Origin of the sequence: Pseudomonas sp. IT-P294 (assembly GCF_949767865.1) — a bacterium.
Lineage (GTDB): Bacteria > Pseudomonadota > Gammaproteobacteria > Pseudomonadales > Pseudomonadaceae > Aquipseudomonas.
On sequence record NZ_CATKQW010000056.1, the window covers coordinates 193,196 to 218,883 of the forward strand.

26 protein-coding genes are annotated in these 25,688 nt (G+C 59.8%); 11 read left to right on the plus strand and 15 right to left on the minus strand.

Annotation, left to right across the window (positions count from 1 at the left end; all coding sequences use genetic code 11):
* The first annotated feature begins 160 nt into the window (after positions 1-160).
* Positions 161-715 (plus strand): tetratricopeptide repeat protein, encoded by a 555-nt coding sequence (locus tag ACM6I0_RS26955; protein ID WP_222588591.1) that lies wholly within the window; start codon positions 161-163, stop codon positions 713-715.
* A gap of 128 nt (positions 716-843) precedes the next feature.
* Here ACM6I0_RS26955 and ACM6I0_RS26960 read toward each other — a convergent pair whose 3' ends face one another.
* Positions 844-1,173: a DUF1820 family protein gene (locus ACM6I0_RS26960; protein ID WP_007894425.1), complete on the minus strand. Its 330-nt coding sequence runs from the start codon at positions 1,171-1,173 to the stop codon at positions 844-846.
* A 135-nt stretch (positions 1,174-1,308) separates the two neighbouring features.
* On the opposite strand from ACM6I0_RS26960, the gene miaB reads away from it, so the two are divergent.
* From miaB to lnt, 5 genes are all read left to right on the plus strand, one after another.
* Complete coding sequence (gene miaB, locus ACM6I0_RS26965) at positions 1,309-2,637, plus strand: tRNA (N6-isopentenyl adenosine(37)-C2)-methylthiotransferase MiaB (RefSeq protein WP_222588592.1); 1,329 nt, start codon at positions 1,309-1,311, stop codon at positions 2,635-2,637.
* 205 nt (positions 2,638-2,842) lie between these two features.
* On the plus strand, positions 2,843-3,859 hold the full coding sequence (locus tag ACM6I0_RS26970) for a PhoH family protein (RefSeq protein ID WP_090179503.1): 1,017 nt from the start codon (positions 2,843-2,845) through the stop codon (positions 3,857-3,859).
* The gene (ybeY, locus tag ACM6I0_RS26975; RefSeq protein ID WP_285432478.1) at positions 3,852-4,346 is read left to right on the plus strand and encodes an rRNA maturation RNase YbeY; all 495 of its coding nucleotides are present in this window, start codon (positions 3,852-3,854) and stop codon (positions 4,344-4,346) included. Before ACM6I0_RS26970 ends, ybeY begins: the two co-directional genes overlap by 8 nt.
* A 5-nt stretch (positions 4,347-4,351) precedes the next feature.
* Positions 4,352-5,191: an HlyC/CorC family transporter gene (locus tag ACM6I0_RS26980; protein WP_045062079.1), complete on the plus strand. Its 840-nt coding sequence runs from the start codon at positions 4,352-4,354 to the stop codon at positions 5,189-5,191.
* A gap of 8 nt (positions 5,192-5,199) precedes the next feature.
* The gene (lnt, locus tag ACM6I0_RS26985; protein WP_285432476.1) at positions 5,200-6,723 is read left to right on the plus strand and encodes an apolipoprotein N-acyltransferase; all 1,524 of its coding nucleotides are present in this window, start codon (positions 5,200-5,202) and stop codon (positions 6,721-6,723) included.
* A gap of 39 nt (positions 6,724-6,762) precedes the next feature.
* On the opposite strand, the gene ACM6I0_RS26990 is transcribed toward lnt, so the two are convergent.
* Complete coding sequence (locus ACM6I0_RS26990; RefSeq protein WP_285432475.1) at positions 6,763-7,524, minus strand: YdcF family protein; 762 nt, start codon at positions 7,522-7,524, stop codon at positions 6,763-6,765.
* A 105-nt stretch (positions 7,525-7,629) separates the two neighbouring features.
* Positions 7,630-7,950 (minus strand): hypothetical protein, encoded by a 321-nt coding sequence (locus ACM6I0_RS26995; RefSeq protein ID WP_285432474.1) that lies wholly within the window; start codon positions 7,948-7,950, stop codon positions 7,630-7,632.
* A gap of 279 nt (positions 7,951-8,229) precedes the next feature.
* Between ACM6I0_RS26995 and leuS the strand changes: the two genes are divergently transcribed.
* The 5 genes from leuS to ACM6I0_RS27020 all read left to right on the plus strand — a co-directional run bounded on the left by leuS (position 8,230) and on the right by ACM6I0_RS27020 (position 14,280).
* On the plus strand, positions 8,230-10,836 hold the full coding sequence (gene leuS, locus ACM6I0_RS27000) for a leucine--tRNA ligase (protein ID WP_414923697.1): 2,607 nt from the start codon (positions 8,230-8,232) through the stop codon (positions 10,834-10,836).
* 88 nt (positions 10,837-10,924) lie between these two features.
* Entirely contained in the window at positions 10,925-11,530 is a 606-nt protein-coding gene (gene lptE / locus ACM6I0_RS27005; protein ID WP_285432472.1) for an LPS assembly lipoprotein LptE, read from the plus strand.
* A gap of 39 nt (positions 11,531-11,569) precedes the next feature.
* Entirely contained in the window at positions 11,570-12,607 is a 1,038-nt protein-coding gene (gene holA / locus ACM6I0_RS27010; RefSeq protein WP_414923698.1) for a DNA polymerase III subunit delta, read from the plus strand.
* Between the two features lie 126 nt (positions 12,608-12,733).
* The gene (gene arfA / locus ACM6I0_RS27015; RefSeq protein WP_090179482.1) at positions 12,734-12,898 is read left to right on the plus strand and encodes an alternative ribosome rescue factor ArfA; all 165 of its coding nucleotides are present in this window, start codon (positions 12,734-12,736) and stop codon (positions 12,896-12,898) included.
* Between the two features lie 62 nt (positions 12,899-12,960).
* Positions 12,961-14,280, plus strand: a complete 1,320-nt coding sequence (locus ACM6I0_RS27020) for a lytic murein transglycosylase (protein WP_414923699.1) — start codon at positions 12,961-12,963, stop codon at positions 14,278-14,280.
* Positions 14,281-14,409: 129 nt separating this feature from the next.
* Here ACM6I0_RS27020 and ACM6I0_RS27025 read toward each other — a convergent pair whose 3' ends face one another.
* The 12 genes from ACM6I0_RS27025 to nadD form a co-directional block, all read right to left on the minus strand.
* On the minus strand, positions 14,410-15,360 hold the full coding sequence (locus ACM6I0_RS27025) for a S66 peptidase family protein (RefSeq protein ID WP_285432469.1): 951 nt from the start codon (positions 15,358-15,360) through the stop codon (positions 14,410-14,412).
* Positions 15,361-15,504: 144 nt separating this feature from the next.
* On the minus strand, positions 15,505-16,527 hold the full coding sequence (gene lipA, locus ACM6I0_RS27030; RefSeq protein WP_090179476.1) for a lipoyl synthase: 1,023 nt from the start codon (positions 16,525-16,527) through the stop codon (positions 15,505-15,507).
* Between the two features lies 1 nt (position 16,528).
* Entirely contained in the window at positions 16,529-17,176 is a 648-nt protein-coding gene (gene lipB / locus ACM6I0_RS27035) for a lipoyl(octanoyl) transferase LipB (RefSeq protein ID WP_285432468.1), read from the minus strand.
* Complete coding sequence (locus tag ACM6I0_RS27040; RefSeq protein ID WP_285432467.1) at positions 17,176-17,451, minus strand: DUF493 domain-containing protein; 276 nt, start codon at positions 17,449-17,451, stop codon at positions 17,176-17,178. The genes lipB and ACM6I0_RS27040 overlap by 1 nt, the downstream gene beginning before the upstream one ends.
* A gap of 84 nt (positions 17,452-17,535) precedes the next feature.
* Positions 17,536-18,693, minus strand: coding sequence for a D-alanyl-D-alanine carboxypeptidase family protein (locus tag ACM6I0_RS27045; RefSeq protein WP_090179469.1), 1,158 nt, complete (start codon positions 18,691-18,693; stop codon positions 17,536-17,538).
* Between the two features lie 182 nt (positions 18,694-18,875).
* Positions 18,876-19,886, minus strand: coding sequence for a septal ring lytic transglycosylase RlpA family protein (locus ACM6I0_RS27050; RefSeq protein ID WP_222588605.1), 1,011 nt, complete (start codon positions 19,884-19,886; stop codon positions 18,876-18,878).
* Positions 19,886-20,896: a lytic murein transglycosylase B gene (gene mltB / locus ACM6I0_RS27055; protein ID WP_285432465.1), complete on the minus strand. Its 1,011-nt coding sequence runs from the start codon at positions 20,894-20,896 to the stop codon at positions 19,886-19,888. The genes ACM6I0_RS27050 and mltB overlap by 1 nt, the downstream gene beginning before the upstream one ends.
* Positions 20,897-20,913: 17 nt before the next feature.
* Positions 20,914-22,017 carry a rod shape-determining protein RodA gene (gene rodA, locus ACM6I0_RS27060; RefSeq protein ID WP_222590297.1) on the minus strand — a complete coding sequence of 368 codons (1,104 nt, stop codon included), beginning with the start codon at positions 22,015-22,017 and terminating at the stop codon, positions 20,914-20,916.
* A gap of 31 nt (positions 22,018-22,048) precedes the next feature.
* Positions 22,049-23,944 carry a penicillin-binding protein 2 gene (gene mrdA, locus ACM6I0_RS27065; RefSeq protein WP_208671306.1) on the minus strand — a complete coding sequence of 632 codons (1,896 nt, stop codon included), beginning with the start codon at positions 23,942-23,944 and terminating at the stop codon, positions 22,049-22,051.
* 10 nt (positions 23,945-23,954) lie between these two features.
* Entirely contained in the window at positions 23,955-24,422 is a 468-nt protein-coding gene (rlmH, locus tag ACM6I0_RS27070; RefSeq protein WP_007937439.1) for a 23S rRNA (pseudouridine(1915)-N(3))-methyltransferase RlmH, read from the minus strand.
* A gap of 9 nt (positions 24,423-24,431) precedes the next feature.
* Positions 24,432-24,926, minus strand: coding sequence for a ribosome silencing factor (gene rsfS, locus ACM6I0_RS27075; RefSeq protein WP_090179458.1), 495 nt, complete (start codon positions 24,924-24,926; stop codon positions 24,432-24,434).
* Between the two features lie 72 nt (positions 24,927-24,998).
* The gene (gene nadD, locus ACM6I0_RS27080; protein WP_285432461.1) at positions 24,999-25,688 is read right to left on the minus strand and encodes a nicotinate-nucleotide adenylyltransferase; all 690 of its coding nucleotides are present in this window, start codon (positions 25,686-25,688) and stop codon (positions 24,999-25,001) included.

Here is a 25,688-nt window from a genome sequence, read left to right on the forward strand (position 1 = left end):
ACGCTCGTGCCAAGAATTCCCCGCAAATTGGGCGATATATTCCCCGCGCAGCAGAAAAACGAGTAAAGACTTTGTAAGGTTGGCCCTGCTTATTTCATAATGCGCGCTTATTGGATCCCCTCGATGGGTCCGCGCGCCCTTCAGAGGTAAGTCGATTCCCATGAACCGCACCGGCCGCGCCCTTGCACTGGGCTGCCTGTTGCTCCTTCAGCCCCTGCTCGCGCTCGCACAAGCAGGCGGCAACTCGTTGTTAATCCCAGCGATGGGTCGTTGCACCCTCAATACTCAGCCGCAAGACCTGACGCAAGCGCTGGCCGCCTGTCAGAAAGCGTCGGATGAAGGGGATGCACAAGCGCAATACGAGTTGGGTGCGTTCTACTACGACGGCAAAAACACGCCGCGTGACCTCAAAAAAGCCCTGGACTACTTCGAGAAGGCCTCATTGCAGGGCCACGCCCAGGCGCAGTTCAAACTCGGCACCATGTTTTTCCACGGCGAAGGCGTACCGGCCAATAACGTTCAGGCGTATATCGTGCTGAAAATGGCTGCGGTCAATGGCGCTGAAGATGCGCTCGATACGGCGGACGAAGTGGCCGAGAAAATGCCTCGAGAAGAACTTGAAGTGGCAACCCAGGTGCTGGGGCAAATCTTTCGTAAATACCTGATGGAATTGCAGAGCGCCGATGGGCGTACGCCGTTTTCTCCACTGCCTTGAATTCTGTTTCTATCTTTCTGGCCCCATCGCGGGCAAGCCCGCTCCCACATGTGATCGCATTCTAATTAAAGAACACATTCCCTGTGGGAGCGGGCTTGCCCGCGATGGGAGCTACTCGGTCTTGAGGCCTACTTCTCAGGCATCGGCATCGGGAACGGCATCACATTGCCGACCGCGCCGCGGGCTTCGCTGATTTTTGGCGTGCCCAGACGCTCGACTTCATCGATGCGCACGATCGAATGCATTGGCACAAAACTGCGCACAACCCCTTCAAATTGAGCCTTGAGCTTCTCTTCGCTCGGGTCGACGACCACTTGTGTGCGCTCGCCAAAGACGAACTCTTCCACTTCCAGGAAGCCCCACAGATCACTTTGATAGATCTGCTTGGCATACATTTCGTACACCTGGCCCTGATTGAGGAAAATCACCTTGTAGATTGGAGCTTCACGTTTGGTCATGGCGGGCGAGCAACACATCGGGGGATAAAAATGAGGGCGCGAACTATAGCATAGCCGCCGGACGCACAGCGGTAGGAACCTTGGGACATGTTCCCTATAATGCGCGGTTCTTTGAATCACGTGATGACTGTATCCATGGCCAAGAAGCTTTACATCGAAACCCACGGTTGCCAGATGAACGAGTACGACAGCTCGCGCATGGTCGATCTGCTGGGTGAACATCAGGCCCTGGAAGTGACCGCCCGCGCTGAAGACGCCGACGTGATCCTGCTCAACACCTGCTCCATTCGGGAACGCGCCCAGGACCGGGTGTATTCCCAGCTCGGCCGCTGGCGCGAACTGAAACTGGCCAATCCGGACATGGTGATCGCCGTCGGCGGTTGCGTAGCCAGCCAGGAAGGCGCGGCCATCCGTGATCGCGCACCGTACGTCGATGTGGTTTTCGGCCCGCAAACCTTGCATCGCCTGCCGGAAATGATCGACGCCGCACGCGCCACCAAGCTGCCGCAAGTCGACGTCTCGTTCCCGGAAATCGAAAAATTCGACCACCTGCCAGAGCCACGCATCGATGGTCCGAGCGCGTATGTGTCGGTCATGGAAGGTTGCAGCAAGTACTGCACATTCTGCGTGGTGCCTTATACACGCGGTGAAGAGGTCAGCCGTCCGTTCGACGACGTGATTGCCGAGATCATGCATCTGGCGGAAAACGGCGTGCGGGAAGTCACCCTGCTGGGTCAGAACGTCAACGGCTACCGTGGCACCACGCATGACGGACGCCTGGCGGATCTCGCCGAGCTGATCCGCGTTGTGGCCGCCGTCGATGGCATCGACCGGATTCGTTACACCACCTCGCACCCGCTGGAGTTTTCCGACAGCCTGATCCAGGCCCACGCCGATGTGCCGGAGTTGGTCAAACACCTGCACTTGCCGGTGCAATCGGGGTCGGACCGGATCCTCGCGGCGATGAAGCGCAACCACACCGCCCTGGAATACAAATCCAAATTGCGCAAGCTGCGGGCCGCGGTGCCAGGCATCTGCATCAGCTCGGACTTCATCGTTGGCTTCCCGGGTGAGACCGAAAAAGATTTCGAGCAGACCATGAAGCTGATCGAAGACGTCGGGTTCGACTTCTCGTACTCGTTCGTTTACAGCCAGCGCCCGGGTACTCCGGCCGCAGACCTGGCCGACGAAACACCAGAAGCGCTGAAAAAAGAACGCCTGAACGCCCTGCAACATCGCCTGAACCAGCAGGGTTTCGAGATCAGCCGACAAATGGTCGGGTCGATCCAGCGGATCCTGGTCACCGATTATTCGAAAAAGGACCCCGGCGAGCTGCAGGGTCGGACCGAGAATAACCGGATCGTCAACTTCCGCTGCGACAATCCCACGCTGATCGGCCAGTTCGCCGACGTGCACATCGACGCCGCGCAGCCGCACTCGCTGAGGGGCTCGCTGATTCAGTGACACCGCATTTCCCTGTGGGAGCGAGCTTGCTCGCGATAGCGGCAGATCAGACAACTCACATGCTGAATGTCAGACCGCCATCGCGAGCAAGCTCGCTCCCACAGGGACGGTGATCAACCTTGGATTATTTAAGAGCTTTCGCACCCAGCCCTCTGGCGTTATCCTTGATTTCATCTTAATTGCCCCAGGGCGGCTAAATACGACCTTGAACGCACCCATAGAACCACATCGTTTTATCCTCGAGCCCTTTGAGGCTCGCCGCTTCGCCAATCTGTGCGGGCAATTCGACGAGCATTTGCGCTTGATCGAACAACGCCTGACCATCGAGATCCGCAACCGCGGAAACCAGTTCGAACTGATCGGCGAGCCCAAACACACCACCTCCGCGGAAAACCTCCTGCGCCGCCTGTACCGGGAAACCAAGGGTACCGAGCTGTCGCCGGACATGGTTCACCTGTTCCTGCAGGAATCGGCCGTCGAAGAGCTGGACAACGTCTCCCCCGCCGAACCCTCCGTCGCCCTGCGCACCAAAAAAGGCATGATTCGCCCTCGCGGCTTGAATCAGCTGCGCTACGTGAAGGAAATCCTCGGCAACGACATCAACTTCGGCATCGGCCCGGCCGGTACCGGCAAGACCTATCTGGCCGTTGCCTGCGCGGTAGACGCGCTCGAACGCGAACAGATCCGGCGCATCCTGCTGGTGCGCCCGGCGGTTGAGGCGGGCGAAAAGCTCGGCTTCCTGCCTGGCGACCTGTCGCAGAAGATCGACCCGTACCTGCGCCCGCTGTATGACGCCCTCTACGAAATGCTTGGCTTCGAATACGTCGCCAAGCTGATCGAGCGTCAAGTCATCGAAGTTGCGCCATTGGCGTACATGCGCGGTCGTACGCTGAACAACAGTTTCATCATCCTCGACGAAAGCCAGAACACCACCGTCGAACAGATGAAGATGTTCCTGACCCGAATCGGCTTCGGCTCCACCGCGGTCATCACCGGTGACATCACCCAGGTCGACTTGCCGAAAGGCACCAAATCCGGGCTGCACCACGTGATCGAGGTGCTCAAGGACGTGCCGGGTATCAGCTTCACCCATTTCATGCCCAAAGACGTCGTGCGCCATCCGTTGGTGCAGCGGATCGTCGAAGCTTACGAGCGCTTCGAGAATCGCGTGGCTGATGAACCGGCGAAATTCTCGCCCAAGGACACTCGCCACGATGCTTGAGCTTGATCTGCAACTGGCTACCCAAACGCCGGCCCCAAGCGAAGCCGAGTTCCGCCAATGGTGCGAACTGGCTCTGCGCCAGCGCACGGCCGACTCCGAGATGACCATTCGCCTGGTCGACGAAGCCGAAGGCCGCGAGCTGAACAAGACCTGGCGGCAGAAGGACTACGCCACCAACGTCTTGTCATTTCCTGCCGATGTGCCGGATGAGTTTCTCGATATCCCGTTGCTGGGCGACCTGGTCGTCTGCGTGGCAGTGGTCGAACGTGAAGCCGCCGAACAAGGCAAGGAACTAAAAGCCCACTGGGCCCATCTGGTCATTCACGGTTGCTTGCATCTGCTGGGTTACGACCATATAGATGACGACGAAGCCGAAGAAATGGAAGCACTGGAACGAACGTTGCTTGCAGAGTTGGGCTATCCCGACCCGTACGCGGACGACGAAACCGACACATCCCCCATCGTTACAACAAAGGATTCAGAGTAATCGCTATGAGCGAAGATCGATCGAGCAACGGGCAGAAGTCTTGGCTGGGTAAACTCACCCAGGCTTTTGCCCACGAGCCGAAGAACCGCCAGGAGCTGCTGGAGCTGCTGCGCGATGCACACCAAAACAAACTGCTGGACAGCGAAGCGCTGGCCATCGTCGAAGGCGCCATCCAGGTCGCTGACCTGCAAGTGCGGGACATCATGGTCCCGCGCTCGCAGATGATCAGCATCAAGGCGACCCAGACACCTAGGGAGTTTTTGCCTGCCGTGGTCGACTCGGCCCACTCCCGTTACCCGGTCATCGGCGAAAGCCACGATGACGTGATGGGTGTGTTGCTGGCCAAGGATTTGCTGCCGTTGATCCTCAAGGAGAACGGCGACAGCTTCAACATCAAGGACCTGCTGCGCCCGGCCACCTTCGTGCCGGAGTCCAAGCGCCTGAATGTGCTGCTGCGTGAATTTCGCGCCAACCACAACCACATGGCCATCGTCATCGACGAGTACGGCGGCGTGGCCGGCCTGGTGACCATCGAAGACGTACTGGAACAGATCGTCGGCGACATCGAAGACGAGCATGACGTCGAAGAAGACAGCTACATCAAGCCATTGCCCAGCGGTGATTTCCTGATCAAGGCGCTGACGCCGATCGAGAACTTCAACGAGTTCTTCGACAGCGAGTTCTCCGACGATGAGTTCGACACGGTTGGCGGCCTGGTGATGAGCGCTTTCGGGCACTTGCCAAAACGTAACGAAATCACTGAAATCGGCCCTTATCGCTTTCGCATCCTGAACGCCGACAGCCGTCGGATTCACTTGCTGCGCCTGACTCCTATTGCACGCTAAGGACTGACATGCTCCGCGTAACCCGCCCCGGCTGGCCCGGTAATCTGCTGGCCGTGGCGGCCGGTGCACTCACCACCCTGGCGTTGGCGCCGTACGATATCTGGCCGCTGGCTTTGCTGGCGGTCGGCTTCTTCTATGCCGGCTTGCGAGAACTGAGCCCCCGTCAGGCCCTGGGCCGTGGCTGGTGTTTCGGTTTCGGCTTGTTTGGTGCCGGCACCAGCTGGATCTACTACAGCATTCACAACTTCGGTGGCGCCTCGATGCTGCTGGCCGGAATGCTGATGCTCGCCTTCACCGCAGCGATTGCCTGGTTCTTCGCCCTGCCCGCCTGGATCTGGGCGCGCTGGCTGCGTCGCAACGAAGCGCCACTGGCCGATGCCTTGGCATTCGCCGCATTGTGGGTCGCCCAGGAAGCCTTTCGTGGCTGGTTCCTCACCGGTTTTCCGTGGCTCTACTCCGGCTACAGCCAGCTCGACGGCCCGCTGGCCGGGCTCGCGCCCATCGGCGGAATGTGGCTGATTTCCTTTACCCTGGCCCTGACAGCTGCATTGATCTACAACGCCATGCGCCTGGTTCGTGCTGGTCGCAAAGGTTTCATCGCTGCGGGCGTGTTGCTGCTGTTTGGCCCTTGGGTCGCCGGCATGGCATTGAAAGAACACGCCTGGACCAGTCCGGCGGGGCCGGCGCTGAGCGTTGCCGCCATTCAGGGCAATATCGAACAAAGCATGAAGTGGGACCCGGCACAGCTCAACGCGCAGTTGGCGCTGTACCGCGACATGAGTTTCAGCTCCAAACGGGTCGACCTGCTGATCTGGCCGGAAACGGCTGTTCCTGTGCTCAAGGAGTCCGCCGAGGGCTACCTGAACATGATGGGGAATTTCGCTGCGGACCGTAAGACTGCGCTGATTACCGGTGTACCGATTCGCCAGGAAGTGCGTCACGAGAAGCGCTTCTTCAACGGCATCACCGTTGTTGGCGAAGGCGATGGCACTTACCTCAAGCAGAAACTGGTGCCGTTCGGCGAGTACGTTCCGTTGCAGGACGTGTTGCGCGGGCTGATCGCCTTCTTCGACCTGCCGATGTCCGATTTTGCCCGTGGTCCGTCTGACCAGCCGATGCTGCAGGCCAAGGGTTACCAGATTGCGCCGTTCATCTGCTACGAAGTCGTCTACCCGGAGTTCGCCGCCAGCCTCGCCGCTCGCAGTGACTTGCTGCTGACCATCAGCAACGACACCTGGTTCGGCACCTCCATCGGTCCGCTGCAACACTTGCAGATGGCGCAGATGCGCGCGCTGGAAGCGGGCCGCTGGATGATCCGCGCCACCAACAATGGCGTTACCGGCCTGATCAACCCGTTCGGTCAGATCACCGCCCGCATCCCGCAGTTCGAACGCGGCATCCTGTACGGCGAAGTAGTGCCGATGCACAACCTGACGCCTTACCTGCAATGGCGTTCGTGGCCGCTGATCATCCTTTGCGTGCTGTTGTTTGGCTGGGCACTGGTGGCGAGCCGAATGGCCAAGACCGTCTGAAACTGCTGAGCTTGATCGTTCCCACGCTCGTGGGAACGATCAGCGATAGAAAAGCGAATACCCGAGCTGTCCTACCGCCTCATTCAACAACTGCCCGCTCTGCCAGATCGATTTGAATTCCGGCATCCAGCCGCCCAGCGGCCGGGCATTGTCCACGCCTAAAAACCCCACCGGCGCAGGCACGACTTCAAATCCGGCCTGCCGAAAACTCCAGACCGATCGCGGCATGTGCCAGGCCTGCGTGACCACCACCACCCGCTTGATCCCCTCCGGCAACAGCACCTGAGCGCTGAACTGCGCGTTCTCCCACGTCGTGCGGCTGCGCCCTTCCTGCCAACGCACGGTCACGCCGAAATCATCGAGCAATGAGTCCGCCATCAGTTTTGCTTCGGTGGGCGGCGTGCCGTAATGCAACCCGCCGCTGGTAAGAACCGGTAACCCGGACGCCTTCGCCAAACGTGCGGCATAACGTTCACGCTCCAGACCGATCCCCGTCGGCTGATCGGCGCCCCAGGCGATATCGCCGCGCTCACGCCCGGACCCCAGCAGCACAATTGCATCGGCGCGCTGGCCCAGGGTTGACCATTCGTCACGCGCCAACGGCGGCTGACTCTCCAAGGCCTTCGCTCCCCACTGCACGACCACCGGCAGACTCATCAGCCAGAAACCGCCCGCCCCCAAGACAAAACACACCGCCGCAAGGCGTGGCCTTGAGCGGCGCAGCCACCACGCAAGAACCAGCAACAGCAACAGAATGCCGGGCGGTAATAGAAGTTGTTTGACGAAATAGCGAAAAGGCATCGAGCATCTCCATAAGATGCTCGAAGCCTAAGTGGGTTGACGCAATGCGACAACAAATGCGGAAGGATTATGCTTCAACAAACCATGTTTTATGACTTGGAGCCGTTATTTGAATTGCAGCGACCGGACCTTTTCCGCGCCACTGCCAGTTGCTTTGTCCTTAAGCCAGACGATTTTGGCCGAACGCGGTGCATCAAGTTGCTTCACTGCTGCTGACAGGCATCCGTGCGTCTCACGTTCACTGCGATCCAGATAGGCTTTGACCAATGCAAACTCTGCGGGACTCAATCCACGCAGTTCCAGCTCAAGGGGACGCTCATCGCGTAGCCGACCAGCGGTTTTTGCAGCGTCCAGCGCCATGCCAAGACGATCAATCAGTCTTTCGTACAGCTCCGGCTTCGTGACTTTTTGCTGTGACTCAACCATCCCTCACCTCATTGAAGATAAGACTCACTCCCCATTTAGAGCTTAGCTTCCATGAACAAACCGGCTGAGTGCCGCGACCAACGGCCCTCGCAGGGCAAATCGGGCAACGCCTGCGTGCAATCAGGGTTTCCCTCGGTAGAGCGCGGTCATGTATGCTACGGCGCTTCCTGTAACTCCACTTCCAGCTCGCCTGGGCACCGAAACGCCGATTTGGCGTCGTCACCGTCCAGCGTTGCATTGAAGAGGATTAGGCCACCCCTATTCAGTTCAAAAGTAGCCATGCACGAACAATATCAGCCCCGTGAAATCGAAGCCGCCGCCCAGTCGTTCTGGGACGAGCAAAAGTCCTTTGAAGTCAGTGAACAGCCAGGCAAGGAGACTTTCTACTGCCTGTCGATGTTCCCTTACCCCAGCGGCAAGCTACACATGGGGCACGTGCGCAACTACACCATCGGCGACGTGATCTCCCGCTACCAGCGCATGCAAGGCAAAAACGTTCTGCAACCGATGGGTTGGGACGCCTTCGGCATGCCGGCGGAAAACGCCGCAATGAAGAACAACGTGGCGCCCGCCAAGTGGACCTACGAAAACATCGCCTACATGAAAACCCAGCTGCGCAGCCTGGGCCTGGCGGTGGACTGGTCACGCGAGGTGACCACCTGCAAACCTGATTACTACCGCTGGGAACAATGGCTGTTCACTCGCCTGTTCGAAAAAGGCGTGATCTACAAAAAAAGCGGCACCGTGAACTGGGACCCGGTCGACCAGACCGTCCTGGCCAACGAACAGGTGATCGACGGTCGCGGCTGGCGTTCCGGCGCGCTGATCGAAAAACGCGAAATCCCGATGTACTACTTCAAGATCACCGCCTACGCGGATGAGTTGCTGGAGAGCCTCGACGAACTGACTGGCTGGCCTGAACAGGTCAAGACCATGCAGCGCAACTGGATCGGTAAATCCCGCGGCATGGAAGTGCAGTTTCCGTACGACGTCGATTCCATCGGCGAAACCGGCGCGCTGAAAGTCTTCACCACCCGTCCGGACACCCTGATGGGCGCGACCTACGTTGCCGTGGCCGCCGAACACCACTTGGCCGCCCTGGCCGCGCAAAACAACCCTGAGCTGCAAGCGTTCATCGCTGAATGCAAGGGCGGCAGCGTCGCTGAAGCCGACGTCGCCACCCAAGAGAAAAAAGGCCTGCCGACCTCGCTGTTCGTCGAGCACCCACTGACCGGTGAGAAGCTCCCGGTGTGGGTCGCCAACTACGTGCTGATGCACTACGGCGACGGCGCAGTCATGGCTGTACCGGCTCATGACGAACGTGATTTCGAATTCGCCACCAAGTACAACCTGCCGATCAAATCCGTGGTGCGCACCAGCGCAGGTGATACCAACCCGGCTCCATGGCAGGACGCCTACGGCGAACACGGCACGCTGATCAACTCCGGCGAGTTCGACGGCCTCGACTTCGCCGGCGCGTTCGACGCCATGGAAGTGGCACTGATCAAGAAAAGCCTCGGTGCCTCGCGCACCCAGTTCCGCCTGCGCGACTGGGGCATCAGCCGTCAGCGCTACTGGGGCTGCCCGATCCCGATCATCCACTGCACCACCTGCGGTGATGTGCCGGTCCCGGAAGATCAATTGCCCGTCGTGCTGCCGGAAGACGTGGTGCCGGATGGCGCCGGTTCGCCACTGGCGCGCATGCCTGAGTTTTACGAATGCGCTTGCCCGAAATGCGGCGCACCGGCCAAGCGTGAAACCGACACCATGGACACCTTCGTCGAGTCCTCGTGGTATTACGCCCGTTACGCCTCGCCACACTATGAAGGCGGCCTGGTGGAAAAATCGGCGGCCGACCATTGGTTGCCGGTGGATCAGTACATCGGCGGTATCGAACACGCCATTCTTCACCTGCTCTACGCGCGCTTCTTCCACAAGCTGATGCGTGACGAAGGCCTGGTGAGTTCCAACGAGCCGTTCAAGAACCTGCTGACCCAAGGCATGGTGATCGCCGAGACTTATTATCGTCGCGAAGCCAATGGTGCCTACACCTGGTTCAACCCGGCGGACGTCGAACTTGAACGCGACAGCAAGGCCAAGGTTATCAGCGCCAAGCTGATCGCAGACGGCCTGCCGGTGGAAATCGGCGGTACCGAGAAGATGGCCAAGTCGAAGAACAACGGCGTCGATCCACAGTCGATGATTGACCAGTTTGGCGCAGACACCTGCCGCCTGTTCATGATGTTCGCCTCGCCGCCCGACATGAGCGCGGAATGGTCCGATTCCGGCGTAGAAGGTTCGCACCGTTTCCTCAAGCGCGTCTGGCGCCTGGCGCAAGCACACGTTACGCAGGGCCTGCCGGGCAAACTGGACGTCGCCGGCCTGAACGACGAGCAGAAAGCCGTTCGCCGTTCGATCCACCTGGCAATCAAGCAAGCCAGCCACGACGTCGGCCAGAACCACAAATTCAACACCGCCATCGCCCAGGTGATGACGCTGATGAACGTGCTGGAAAAAGCCGCGCAAGGCACCGAACAGGATCGCGCACTGGTTCACGAAGGTCTGGAAGCCGTGACCCTGCTGCTGGCTCCGATCACCCCGCACATCAGCCACGAGCTGTGGCATCAACTGGGTCACGCCGGCCCTGTTATCGATGCTGGCTGGCCGGCGGTGGACGAAACCGCGCTGGTGCAAGACAGCCTGACGCTGGTTATCCAGGTCAACGGCAAGTTGCGTGGCCAGATTGAAATGCCGGCCACCGCATCGCGCGAAGAAGTCGAAGCCGCTGCCCGTGTCAACGAGAACGTGTTGCGCTTCGTCGACGGCCTGACTATTCGTAAAGTGATCGTAGTGCCCGGGAAACTGGTCAATATCGTCGCCAGCTAAATTGGATCAGGCGCCAGGTCAGCCTGGCGCCGCGTAAAACCTTTCGGGCCGCATGATCGGCCTACCTGGTTTCAAGGGGAGCAACAAGATGATCAAACGCAATTTGCTGGTGATGGGCCTCGCAGTCCTGTTGAGCGCCTGCGGTTTCCAGCTGCGCGGCACTGGCACCACCGAACTGGCGATCAAGGAACTCGACCTGAGCGCACGCAACGCTTACGGCGAAACCGTAACGCAACTGCGTCAAGTCCTGCAAAGCAGCGGCGTCAAGGTCTACACAGGTGCACCGTACAAACTGGTGCTGACCGATGAGCAGGAAAGCCAGCGCATCCTCAGCTACGCCGGTGCCGGTCGTACTGGCGAGTATCAAGTGAATACCGTGCTGAACTACGACATCCGTGGTGCACACGACCTGCCGTTGATGAGCGACAAACTTGAAGTGCAGAAGATCTTTATCCACGACGGCAACAACCTGGTGGGTTCCGATCAGGAAGCCGGCGCTGCCCGCGCAGAAACTCGTCGCGAACTGGTTCAACGCATGGTGCTGCGCCTGTCACAGCTGACTCCAACCCAACTGGAGCGGATGCAACAGACTGCGGACGCCAGGGCCAAGGCCGAAGCTCAGGCACTGGAAGCCGCACAGAAGGCTGAAGCGGAAACCCCGCGTCAGTCGCCCGTCGAAATTCCGCAGCAATAAGACTTACGGGGCGCTCAGGCGCCCCGTTCGCCCTTTCTTATGAAACTTGCCCCCGCCCAACTCGCTAAACACCTGCAAGGTCCCCTTGCACCCGTCTATATCATCAGCGGCGATGACCCGCTTTTGTGCCAGGAAGCCGCCGACGCCATCCGCGCCGCCGCTCGCCAGCAAGGCTTCGATGAACGCCAGGTCTTCTCCGCCGACGCCAGTTTCGACTGGGGTACGCTGCTGCAGGCCGGTGCAAGCATGTCGCTGTTTGCCGAAAAGCGTCTGTTGGAACTGCGCTTGCCATCCGGCAAACCCGGTGACAAAGGTGCCGCCGCGTTTATCGAGTACTGCGCGCGCCCGGCCGAAGACACTGTGCTGCTGATCAGCCTGCCCAAGCTGGATGGCAGCGCGCAAAAAACCAAGTGGGGCAAAGCGCTGGTCGAAGGTCAGCAGACGCAGTTCGTGCAGATCTGGCCGGTGGATGCCAACCAGTTGCCGAGCTGGATCCGTCAACGGCTGTCCCAGGCAGGGCTTTCGGCCAGCCAGGACGCGGTCGAATTGATCGCCGCGCGGGTCGAAGGCAACTTGCTGGCCGCCGCCCAGGAAATCGAAAAGCTCAAATTGATGGCCGAAGGTGGGCAGATCACCGTCGAAACCGTGCAAGCCGCGGTGGCCGACAGTGCCCGTTTCGATGTCTTCGGCCTGACCGACGCGATTCTCAATGGCGAAGCCGCCCATGCGCTGCGCATGCTCGAAGGGTTGCGCGGTGAAGGCGTGGAGCCGCCGGTGATTCTCTGGGCGCTGGCCCGCGAGCTTCGCCTGTTGGCCAACCTGTCGTTGCAATACAGCCAGGGCGTGCCGCTGGACAAGGCCTTCAGCCAGGCGCGACCGCCGATCTGGGACAAACGCAAACCGTTGATGAGCAAAGCCCTGCAACGCTACTCGGCGCAACGCTGGGCGCAACTATTGCTGGAAGCGCAGCGCATCGACGCGCAGATCAAAGGCCAGGCTGCCGGGTCGCCGTGGATGAGTTTGAGTCGGTTATCGTTGTTGATGGCCGGGCAAAGATTGTCGCTGCCTGCTGAGTAGGATCAAAAAATCGTAGATCTTTTGATCCTGCTTCCTACAAATCAAATCTGATTTCCCCCTCTAGACAGCCCCGCAACTTCAGCAGATTATTCCCCCCGCAAATCCACTCAATCGAGAGAACTCATCATGAGTAAAAAGCCATCTAAAAGTGGCCCCAACAAGGCCAAATCCATCATCGCCCAGCCACTGTTCCGCAGCCGTCAGGAACGAGCCGGCAAGGGCAAAGGCAGCTACCGCCGCGAAGCCTTCCAGTCTAATAGCTGGGAGGCTTCTTACTTTCTGGCGGCCTGAAAGGCAAGCGACCGCTCAACATGTTAAGGTCTTCACCTGATTCGTATTCCCTGGAACTGTGCATGCCCCTTCGTCTTTCCCGTCGCTGGCCTCTACGCCAACTGATCGCTGCCTCCAGCCTCATTCTACTTGTCGCCTGCGCGGAAAAACCGACCGCCGCGGACGCTCAACCGCTTCAGACCCTTCCCGTCGCGACAGCCCCTGCGGTCATTCCGCCCGTGGTGCCGGCCGATGAAAACCTCGACATCCAGCCCACCCAGACCTTCGCTGAATGGCAGGCGGGTTTTCGCAAAGAGGCCCTGGCCGCCGGGATTCGCGCCGACATATTCGACCGCGCCTTCGCCAATGTCAGCTTCGACGAGAGCGTGATCCGCGCCGACCGCAGCCAACCGGAATTCGCACGCCCCGTGTGGGAATACCTTGATGGCGCCCTGTCGCCGCTTCGGGTGCGCAAAGGTCAGTCCCTGGTCAACCAATACGCCGACATTCTGCAAAGCATCGAACAGCGCTATGGCGTCGACCGCCAGGCGCTGGTGTCTGTATGGGGCATGGAGAGCAATTTCGGACAGTTCCAGGGCACCAAGTCGGTGATCAATTCCCTGGCAACCCTGGCCTATGAAGGCCGGCGCCCAGGCTTTGCTCAGGCGCAATTGATCGCCGCCTTGCAGATCCTGCAACAGGGCGACATCACGCCGGAGAAAATGCTCGGCTCCTGGGCCGGCGCCATGGGCCAGACCCAGTTCATCCCGACCACCTACAACACCCACGCCGTGGATTTCGATGGCGACGGTCGCCGCGACATCTGGGGCAGCCCCGCCGATGCATTGGCCTCGACCGCGCATTACCTGCAAAGCTCCGGGTGGCAGAAAGGCCAGCCGTGGGGTTTTGAAGTGCAGCTGCCAGGCAGCTTCAACTATGTACTGGCCGATGGCATCCTGCGTAAGAGCGTTGCCGAATGGCTGCAACTGGGCGTCTCGCTACCCAATGGTGCCGTTCCGGCGGGCTCGGAACACCTGTCAGCCGCCCTGCTGTTGCCGGCCGGCTATCGTGGTCCGGCGTTCCTGGTGCTCGACAACTTCCGCGCAATCCTCAAGTACAACAACTCCTCGTCCTATGCGTTGGCCGTGAGCCTGTTATCCGAGCGCTTCACTGGTGGAGGTTTGATCAGCGGCACTTGGCCAAAAGATGATTTGCCGCTGAGCCGTACCGAACGGATCGAACTGCAAAGCTTGTTGAGCGCGCAGAACTACGATGCAGGCACGCCGGATGGCATCATTGGTGCCAACACCCGCAAAGCGATCCGCAGCGCACAGCAGTCATTTGGCTGGCCAGCGGATGGGTATCCGACGCACAAATTGCTGGAAGGACTGCGTAACCGATAGTCGGCCGAATGGCTGATGCCGCCTTCGCGAGCAAGCCCGCTCCCACATTCGACCGCATTCCTATGGAAGGACTAGGTCAACTGTGGGAGCGGGCTTGCTCGCGAAGACTGACTGTCAGGCGACAAATGCCTACAGCTTGACCACCACATCCTGCTCCAGCACCAATTCCTTCTTCCCCGCGTCCAATCGAACCAGTGCCCCCATCGGCAACGTCAGGTTCGGATCGCAATGCCCGCTGCGCCACCCGGACAGCACCGGAATCCGCAACGGTTCGAAGGTCTGCTTGAGCAAACGCTCCAGCGCCGCCGTATCAACCCCCGCCACATCCCCCACCAGAACGCCGCGCAACTTGCCCAAGGTGCCCGCCAGGCGCAGATGGGTCAGCAGACGGTCGATGCGATACAGCGGCTCGTTGACGTCCTCAATGAACAGAATGACGCCCTCGGCCTCTATCTCGAATGGCGTGCCCATAGTCGCGGCAAGCATCGACAGATTGCCCCCCAGCAAACGCCCGTGAGCAATGCCCGGCTCGATTGTGGTCAGCGGGTAAGCCGACGGATGCGACAGCACACTGCCAGCCTTCACCTGCCCTCTGAGCATGTTGAAAAACGAAGACTCGGTCGGTTTTTGCTTTTCTCCCAACAAGTCAGCATTGAGCAGCGGCCCGTGAAAGGTGACGAAACCGGCGTAACGGCTGATCGCGACATGCAGCGCAGTGATGTCGCTGTAGCCGATGAATGGTTTCGCGTTGTTTTGCAGCAACTCGAAATCGATACGATCGAGCAAGCGCGGCGTACCGTACCCACCGCGCAGGCAAATGATGGCGTCGACCTCGGTGTCAGCGAACGCCGCGTGCAAATCATTGAGCCGTACGTCGTCGCTTCCGGCCAGGTAGCCATCCTGCTCGTACACACCGGGAAACACCCGCAGTGCGTAACCGCGAGCGCGCATCCAGGCGATGGCTTTATCGGTGTCCAGTCCCGCGGGACCGGCAGGCGCAATCACACCGATCAGCCCTTGCGAGGGCAACGCCGGGACGGGTTTGTGAGGGTAAAGCGTGTGAGTCGGTCGAACAGTCATCCATGAATCTCCCTGCGCAAAAAGCTTCAGCACACAGTAGTCAGGAACGGGGACAAACAGAAGAGGTCAAGTTGCCGTGAACATGGCAAAAAAACGCCCGCAAGGTCAGAAACCTTGCAGGCGCTTTTGCTTACTCGCCGTGGATCAGGACGACATCAGCTCGGCCTTGACCAGCTTCGCCTGTTCGTCAGCGTGGTACGAAGAACGTACCAGCGGACCGGAAGCGACGTTCTTGAAGCCCATTTTGTAACCTTCCTCGGCGAACCAGGCGAAGGTATCCGGGTGCACGAAACGCTGGACCGGCAAGTGGCTGCGGGACGGTTGCAGGTACTGGCCCAGAGTCAGCATGTCGATGTCGTGCTCGCGCATGCGCTTCATGACTTCGATGACTTCTTCGTCGGTTTCGCCCAGGCCCAGCATCAGGCCGGATTTGGTCGGAATGTGCGGCATCATCTGCTTGAAGCGTTGCAGCAGGGTCAGCGACCACTGGTAGTCCGAACCCGGACGCGCCGCTTTGTACAGGCGAGGCACGGTTTCCAGGTTGTGGTTGAACACATCCGGCGGCTCGGCAGCGGTGATTTCCAGCGCGACGTCCATACGGCCACGGTAGTCCGGGACCAGGGTCTCGAGCTGCACATTCGGCGACAGCTTGCGGATCTCGCGGATGCAGTCGGCAAAGTGCTGGGCACCGCCGTCGCGCAGGTCGTCGCGGTCAACCGAGGTAATCACCACGTATTTGAGCTTGAGGTCGGCGATGGCGATGGCCAGGCTTTCGGGCTCGTTGACGTCCAGTGGCTTCGGACGACCGTGGCCAACGTCGCAGAACGGGCAGCGACGTGTGCAGATGTCGCCCATGATCATGAAGGTCGCGGTGCCACCGGAGAAGCACTCACCCAGGTTCGGGCAGGAAGCCTCTTCGCACACGCTGTGCAGCTTGTGTTTGCGCAGCAGCGCCTTGATGCGGTCGACTTCCGGGGAAATCGGAATCCGCACGCGAATCCAGTCAGGTTTCTTCGGCAGTTCGGTGGTCGGAATGATCTTCACCGGGATACGTGCAACCTTCTCGGCGCCGCGCAGCTTGACGCCGGCTTCAACCTTGGCACGCGGGGCCGGACGCTCGGTGACATCAAGCGTCGGGATCATGGTTTGCACTGCATCAGTAGTCATATCAGTCGATTCCGCCCGTTAGGGTCGTCTGCTCAGCATAGTCGAGGTGTTTGACGAGCTGCGCGCGCAGCCGGGCACTTACCTCGGCAAATTCAATCGATCCTGCGTGATCGCTTAGCTGGGTCATTGCCAGCCCGGCGTAACCGCAGGGATTAATCCGTCGAAACGGTTCCAGGTCCATATCCACGTTCAGGGCCAGGCCATGAAAGGAGCAACCGTGGCGGATCCGCAGGCCCAGGGAGGCGATTTTCGCTCCCTCGACGTAGACACCCGGCGCGTCTGGCTTGGCGTTGGCGGTCACGCCATAGCTGGCCAGCAACTCGATCAGGCAGTGCTCCATGCGGGTGACCAGGTCACGCACGCCGAAACCCAGCTTGCGAACGTCGAGCAACAGGTAGGCCACCAATTGGCCGGGACCGTGATAAGTCACCTGACCACCGCGATCAACCTGCACCACCGGGATATCCCCTGGCAGCAACAAGTGCTCGGCTTTGCCAGCCTGGCCTTGGGTGAACACCGCAGGGTGTTCAACCAGCCAGATCTCGTCCGCGGCATTGCTGCCGCGTTCGTTGGTGAAGCGCTGCATGGCATGCCAGACCGGCTCGTAAGCCATCTGACCCAGCTCGCGAAAGCCCAGCGTGCCGGGCATCACAACACCATGTGCACGAAGCCGGTCGCCCGCAGTTCGCTGTTGATGTTGTACAGCTGGTCCTGATCGGTGGCGACGATGTGCAACTGAATCGTGGTGTACTTGCCGTTGGTGCTTTGGCGCTCATCAACGCGTTCATCGTTGACCGTCGCGTGTTTCTTGACGATCTCGATGATCTTGTCTTTGTTGCCTACACCCGTATCGCTGATCACCTTAACCGGGTAATCAACATTGGGAAATTCGATCTTAGGCGCCTTTACTTCGGTATCGGTCATGGCGTAACGGCCTCGTAAGCGTAAGCCGTGGCGACAGGCAAAGCCCCAGGCCGGATCGGCGAGGGGCTTTGCAGGTGCACACTATCAGTTGAACAAGCCGTAGAAGAATAGACGGATGCTATCCCACATGCGACGGAAGATACCACCCTCCTCGACAGCGTCCAGGGCGATCAGGTCGGCGCTGTGCACCACCTTGTCGTCCAGTTTCACTTCGACTTTACCGATCACGTCGCCCTTGGCGATTGGCGCAACCAGTTGCGGGTTCATGGTCATGCTGGCGGCGAGCTTTTTCAGCTGGCCTTTTGGCAGGGTCATGGTCAGGTCTTCAGCCAGGCCGGCCTTGACTTGATTGGTGCTGCCCTTCCAGACAGGTGCCTGAGCCAGCTCGGCGCCTTTCTGATAGAAGGTCTGGGTTTCGAAGAAACGGAAACCGTAGGTCAGCAACTTCTGGGTTTCGGAGGCGCGAGCCACTTCGCTGTTGGTGCCGAACACCACGGCAATCAGGCGCATGCCGTCACGTACAGCCGAAGACACCATGCAATAGCCCGCTTCGTCGGTGTGACCGGTTTTCAGACCGTCGACCGTCTTGTCGCGCCACAGCAGCAGGTTGCGGTTAGGTTGCTTGATGCCGTTCCAGAAGAACTCTTTCTGCGAGTAGATCGCATAGTGAGCCGGGTCTTCGTGGATGATCGCGCGAGCCAGCACAGCCATGTCGTGAGCCGACGAGTAGTGCTCAGGGTTCGGCAGACCGGTCGGGTTCATGAAGTGGGTGTTGGTCATGCCCAGGTCGGCCACGGTTTTGTTCATCAGGTCAGCGAAGGCGTCTTCGCTGCCGGCGATGTGCTCGGAAAGCGCAACGCTGGCGTCGTTACCCGACTGAATGATGATGCCGTGCAGCAGGTCGCTGACAGTAACCTGCGAGCCGACCTTGATGAACATCCGGGAACCGCCGGTACGCCAGGCGTTTTCGCTGACAGTCACCGGATCGTTTTCGCCGATCTGGCCACGACGGATTTCCAGCGTCGCGATGTACGCGGTCATCAGCTTGGTCAGGCTGGCCGGAGGCAGACGCTGATCACCATTGTTCTCGACCAGCACGTTGCCGCTGCTGGCATCCATGAGCACATAGGCTTTAGCAGCCAATTGTGGTGGTGATGGCATCATCTCGACCGCGAAAGCGGCGGGCGAGAGGAGTAGCGGGACTAGCAGGAACAGGCGTTTGGCAAAGGTGGTGATGTTCATCCGTCTCTCGAAATCGCTAATGGAAACTGCCCAAAGGCAAAACTAATCAGATGACCTTCTAACGGGCCATCGCGTGTTCAGTTGCTCAACTCAGTAACCCTTGCCGGGCTTTTGTTCTTCACGAGCCAACAACCCGGTTCGCCCCCCAAACCGCAAGCGAACCATCAATCAAGTACTACGTCTTACTCGGCGGTGACCAGGCTCGGCGAACCGAGATTGGCCAGACGCACACTATTCTGCACCTGCTGGATTTCACCCGGCGAACCGATCGGCCCCAGACGCACCCGATGCAACGTCTGTTGATTGCGCACGATCGAGCTGATGAACACCGGAGCGCTCACCATCCCGCTTAGCTTCGATCTCAGGAGTTCTGCAGCGTCCGGGTTGGCGAACGCGCCCACCTGCAGATACTGGCCAGAGGCTGGTACAGAAGCGTTTTTTTTTGCATCAAGCTGAACGGGCACAACAGCCGCAGCGTGTTGCTGCGGCGGTGGCGTCCATTGCTCGACGGTACCGGCCGATGCGGTAATCGTCGGCGCGGCATTTTGCGCTACTTGGGGCTCGTTGAGCATCAAAGGCGCCGGACGGCCCTTCTGTGCCCACCACTGTTGCGGATCGATGCCCTCAACCTTGACCCGCGCCGTACCTATTTCGGCATAACCAAGCTTCTTGGCGGCAGCGTAGGACAAGTCGATGATCCGGTCGGAGTAGAACGGCCCACGGTCATTGACCCGCAGGATCACGCTCTTGTTGTTGTCCAGGTTGGTCACCCGAACGTAACTCGGCAGTGGCAAAGTCTTGTGCGCGGCGCTCATGCCGTACAGGTCATACACCTCGCCGTTGGCGGTGTTCTGGCCGTGAAACTTGGTGCCGTACCACGACGCCGTGCCCGAGGCGACATAGGTCTTGGAGTCTTGAAGCGGGAAGTAGGTCTTGCCCAGCACCGTATACGGGTTGGCCTTGTAAGGACCGGAGTGCAGGGTCGGTGTGGCATCCGGGATGCGCGACACGTCGACGTCCCACCACGGCGCGCCATCCTTGTGAGCCCGGTTGATGTCCAGGCCCGGCATGGCGCGGACGGCGGTCGAAGACTTTTGCGTCGGCGCGCGACTGGTCGAACAACTGGCGAGCAGCACCGCCAATGCAGCGAATGCCATCAGCTTCAGGGGTTTATTCATAGGCAATGCCCGCATTACTTGACGCCCCGTGCTTGGACAAGCTGTTCAGACAGTTGATGTACAGCCATGGCGTACATCACGCTGCGGTTATAACGCGTGATTGCGTAAAAATTCTTCAGGCCCATCCAGTATTCGGCGCCATTATCGCCTTCCAGACGGAAAGCCGTAACCGGCATATCATCACGCAGCGCATCATGACTCGACCAGCCCAAGGCTCGCAACTCCCCGACCGTTTTAGTCGGCTCGATGCCCGTCGTCAAACCTTCGTCGACCTGCTCGCCACGAACATCGGCGCGACTGACCACCGGTTCGCCGGCGACCCACCCGTGAAGCTTGAAGTAACTGGCGACGCTGCCGATGGCATCGTCCGGATTGGTCCAGATATTAATGTGCCCATCACCGTCGAAGTCCACTGCATAAGCGCGGAAGCTGCTCGGCATGAACTGCGGCAAGCCCATTGCCCCGGCGTAGGAGCCTTTGAGGGTCAATGGATCGACCTGTTCTTCCCGGGCCAGCAACAGGAACTCACGCAATTCCTTGCGGAAGAATTCGGCACGAGGAGGATAGTCGAAACCCAGGGTCGACAAGGCATCGATCACCCGGAAATTTCCGGTATTGCGACCGAAAAAGGTCTCAACGCCAATAATCGAAACGATGACCTGGGCCGGCACACCGTATTCCTTCTCGGCACGCGCCAATACGGCCTCATGTTGACGCCAGAAGTCCACGCCACGGGCGATGCGCGCGTCGGTGATGAACATCGGGCGGTATTCGTTCCACTGCTTGACGCGTTCGGCGGGTTTCGAGATCGCATCAAGAATCGACTGCTTGCGCTCGGCTTCGCGGAACACGCCCATCAGCTGTTCACCGGCAAAACCGTAGTCGCGGGTCATTTCACCGACGAATTCGGCCACCTGGGGTGAGCCTTCGTAATCGCCGGCCAGCGCGTCCTGCGCCGTGCCAAGGATGCTTACCAGGCCGACCCACGGCGCGTATCGAGTCGCCCAGCCATGCACTACTTGCATTGAAATCTTCACCTTATTCAAACCTGTGCGATCCACTTACGATGGGTATGGATCGACATCAAAACCCCAAACGCTGACAGTAGCGTCACCAGCGAAGTTCCCCCGTAGCTAATGAACGGCAACGGAACCCCCACAACCGGTAACAGGCCACTGACCATACCGATGTTGACGAAAACGTAAACAAAAAACGTCATGGTCAAGCTGCCCGCGAGCAATTTGCCGAACAATGTCTGGGCCTGGGCGGTAATGACCAGCCCACGACCGATCAACAAGAGATAAATCAGCAGCAGTGCGCAAATGCCCACCAGGCCGAACTCTTCGCCCAACACCGCAATAATGAAGTCGGTGTGGCTTTCAGGCAGGAAGTCCAGGTGCGACTGGGTGCCGAGCAGCCAGCCCTTGCCGAATACACCGCCGGAGCCGATGGCGGCCTTGGACTGAATGATGTTCCAGCCAGTGCCCAACGGATCACTTTCCGGGTCGAGGAACGTCAGGATTCGCTGCTTCTGGTAGTCGTGCATGATGAAAAACCACATCGCCACGGCTACCGGCACCGCAGCGGCAATCACGCTGAGGATCCAGCGCCAGCGCAAACCACCCATGAACAGGACGAAAGCGCCGCCGGCCAGGATCAGCAGCGAGGTGCCGAGGTCGGGCTGACGCACGATGAGAATAAAGGGCAGGCCGATCAGAAACAGACTGACGGCAACATGCTTGAGCTGCGGCGGCAGCGTGCGCTTGGACAGGTACCAGGCGATGGTTGCCGGCATCAGGATCTTCATGAATTCCGAAGGCTGAAAGCGGATCACCCCCGGGATGTTGATCCAGCGCGTGGCGCCCATGGCGTTGTGGCCCATGACATCCACCACCACCAGCAACAGCACGCCGAGTACATAGCCGATCGGCACCCAGCGAGCCATGAAACGCGGTTCGAACTGAGCGATAACGATCATCGACACCAGCCCGATGCCGAACGAGGTGGCTTGCTTGGCCAGCAAATCCCAGCTCTTGCCACTGGCCGAATACAGCACGAACAGGCTGCCGGCCGCGAGGGTCAGCAGCAGAATCAACAACGGGCCATCGATGTGCAGACGCTGCAACAGCGTGGCACGGCGACGCATCACATCCTCACTGGAGAGCATGCGATCAAAATTATTCATCACTGGCTGTAGCCTCCGCACTGATAGGGCTGGCGTATTCGGCTTTCAGTCGGCCGTCCTGGTCCAGGAGCCAGGCGTCCATGACTTGACGCACCACAGGTGCCGCGACGCCGGAACCGGACTCGCCGTTCTCGACCATCACTGACACCACGATTTGCGGGTTGTCGGCTGGCGCGAAACCGACGAACAAGGCGTGGTCGCGGTGGCGCTCCTGAACCTTGGAACGGTCGTACTTCTCACCCTGCTTGATCGCGACCACCTGGGCCGTACCACTTTTACCGGCGATGCGGTATTGCGCGCCGATCGATGCCTTGCGCGCGGTCCCCCGGGCGCCATGCATCACTTGCTGCATGCCGTGGTTGACCTTGGTCCAGTCGGACGGGTCACGCAAAATGATGTCCGGCATCGGATTTTCATCCTTGGGCTTCACGCCTTCGACGGTCTTGGCCAGGTGCGGACGGTTCCAGACACCTTTGTTGGCGACCAGCGCCGTCGCCTGGGCCAGTTGCAGCGGCGTCGACTGCATGTAGCCCTGACCAATCCCCAGAATCAGCGTTTCGCCCGGGAACCAGGCTTGACGGCGGGTCGCGCGTTTCCACTCGCGAGACGGCATCAACCCCGGCGATTCTTCGAACATGTCCAAAGACACCTTCTGGCCGATACCGAACTTACCCAGGTACGCCGACAATCGATCGATCCCCAGCTTGTGGGCCAGGTCATAGAAGTAGGTGTCGTTGGAACGCATGATGGCCGTGTCCAGGTCGACGTAGCCGTCACCGGTACGGTTCCAGTTGCGGTATTTGTGATCGTAGTTGGGCAGCATGTAGTAACCGGGATCGAAAACCCGGGTCGATGCCGTCACCACACCCGAATCCAGACCGGCGATGGCCACCGCTGGCTTGATGGTCGAACCCGGCGGGTACAGACCACGCAACACGCGGTTGAATAGCGGGCGGTCGATGGAATCGCGCAGCTCGGAATAGGCTTTGAAGCTGATGCCGGTAACAAACAGGTTCGGATCGAAGCTCGGCTGGCTGACCATCGCCAACACTTCGCCGGTTTTCGGGTCCAGCGCAACGACAGCGCCACGGCGCCCGCCGAGCGCGGCTTCGGCGGCTTCCTGCAATTTGATGTCCAGGCTCAGGACAATGTCCTTGCCGGGAATCGGATCGGTACGCTTGAGCACGCGCAATACGCGGCCCCGAGCGTTGGTTTCGACTTCTTCGTAACCCACCTGACCGTGCAGCTCGGGCTCGTAGAAGCGCTCGATGCCGGTTTTACCAATTTGATGGGTGCCGCTGTAACTCACCGGATCGAGCGACTTCAGCTCTTTCTCGTTGATCCGGCCCATGTACCCCACCGAGTGCGCAAAGTGCGCGCCCTGCGGATAGTGCCGAACCAGTTGCGCAACCACTTCCACGCCAGGCAGACGGAACTGATTGACCGCAATCCGGGCGATCTGCTCTTCGGTCAGCTCGAACAGGATCGGCACTGGCTCGAACGGCCGACGCCCCTGACGCATGCGCTTCTCGAAGATCACCCGGTCCTCGGGCGTCAGTTCCAGCACTTCGACAATCACATCGAGCACTTGCTGCCAGTCGCCGGAACGCTCGCGGGTCATGCTCAGGCTGAAGCTGGGCCGGTTGTCGGCCACCACTACACCATTGCGGTCGAAAATCAGCCCGCGCGTCGGCGGAATCGGCTGCACATGGACACGGTTGTTTTCCGACAGAGTCGAGTGGTATTCGTACTGAATTACCTGGAGGAAATACAGTCGCGCGATCAGCACACAGATCAGCGTCACCACCGCAATTGCCCCGAACACGACGCGGCCACGCACCAGACGGGCGTCTTTTTCGTGGTCCTTGATGCGGATCGGCTGGGACATGAGGGCAGAACTACTTGTGGTAAGGGTGGCCGGACAGCACTGTCCAGGCACGATACAGCTGTTCGCCGATCAGAATCCGCACCAGCGGGTGCGGCAACGTCAACGGCGATAACGACCAGCGCTGATCAGCTCGCGCACAGACTTCCGGCGCCAGCCCTTCGGGGCCGCCGACCATGAAGTTGACCGTGCGCGAATCCAGCCGCCAGCGATCGAGTTCGACCGCCAGTTGCTCGGTGCTCCAGGGCTTGCCGTGGACTTCGAGGGTCACAACGCGCTCGTTCGGCCCGACCTTGGCCAGCATGGCTTCGCCTTCCTGACGGATAAAGCGCGCCACGTCGGCGTTCTTGCCACGGGTATTGAGCGGTATTTCCACCAGTTCCAGCGCCAGCTCGGACGGAAGGCGCTTGGCATACTCATGCCAGCCTTCTTCCACCCATTTGGGCATGCGGGAACCGACGGCGATCAGTCGCAGTCGCACAGCGATCCCTTATTGCTGGTCTTTGTTGAGCTTGATGAAGTGCTCATGGGTGTTTTCCGGGCTGTGGTGAGCAGCGTTCAGAGCGCGGCTCTGTTCAGCACCGGACCACAGGCGCTCCAGGTCGTAAAACTGACGGGCCGAAGCGGTCATCATGTGCACGATGACATCGTCCATATCCAGCAGGACCCAGTCGCTGTCGCCCTTGCCTTCTTCACCCAGCGGCTTGACGCCTTGGGCTTTGACGGCTTCGCGAACCTTGTCCAGCATCGCGCCGATCTGGCGGTTGGAGGTACCGGTAGCGATGATCATGAAGTCAGTGATGCTCTGCTTTTCACGAACGTCGATGACCTGGATGTCCTGGGCCTTGACGTCTTCCAGGGCAGCCACGGCAACCTTGACCAGTTCTTCACCGCGCAGCTCCGGCCCGGTTGGAGCCTCTACTGGCAGCGGAGCGCTCTTGAATGTGCCTTTGCGCTTTACTTTAGTTACGTCTTTGTCAGTCATATAAAACTCGTTTTGCTCGTATGTTCGGGCGCTTCACTGCACGTCATTGCGTGCCTGGAAGCATGCCTCTTTTCAGTTCGACGCACGGTAGAGACCGTGCGCATCGATGTAGGCCAGGACCGCGTCGGGCACCAGGAAACGTACCGACTTACCGCTGGCCAGCAGTTGACGGATCTGGGTGGCGGATACCGCGAGCGGTGTCTGCCAGACGAATGCAATCTGTCCGCTCGGCCCTTTGAGGGCCAGCGGGTCGCTCACCGAGCGTGCCGCCAACAGATTGCGCAAGGCATCCGGCGGTTCGCTGTCGGCATCCGGGCGTTGCAGCACCAGGATGTGGCAATGCTGGAGCAACTCTTCCCAGCGATGCCAAGTGGGCAGGCCGCAAAATGCGTCCCAGCCCAAAAGTAGAAAAACCTGGTCAGAGGCGGCCATTTCGGCACGCATCAGTTCCAGGGTATCGATAGTGTAGGACGGTTTGTCGCGCTGTAACTCCCGCGCGTCCACCACCAACGGCGCCACACCGGCCACCGCGCACTCGACCATTGCCAGCCGGTCCTGCGCCGACACCTGTGGCGTACCGCGGTGAGGCGGCCTGGCACTCGGCGTCAGGCGTAATTCATCCAGCGCCAGCGATTCGGCGACTTCCAGCGCACCGCGCAAATGGCCGATGTGCACCGGGTCGAAAGTCCCGCCCAGTACGCCAATGCGGCGAGGTTGTGGCTCGCCGGCGGTCACTTGGGCTGTCGGGTCAAGGTCGGCCAA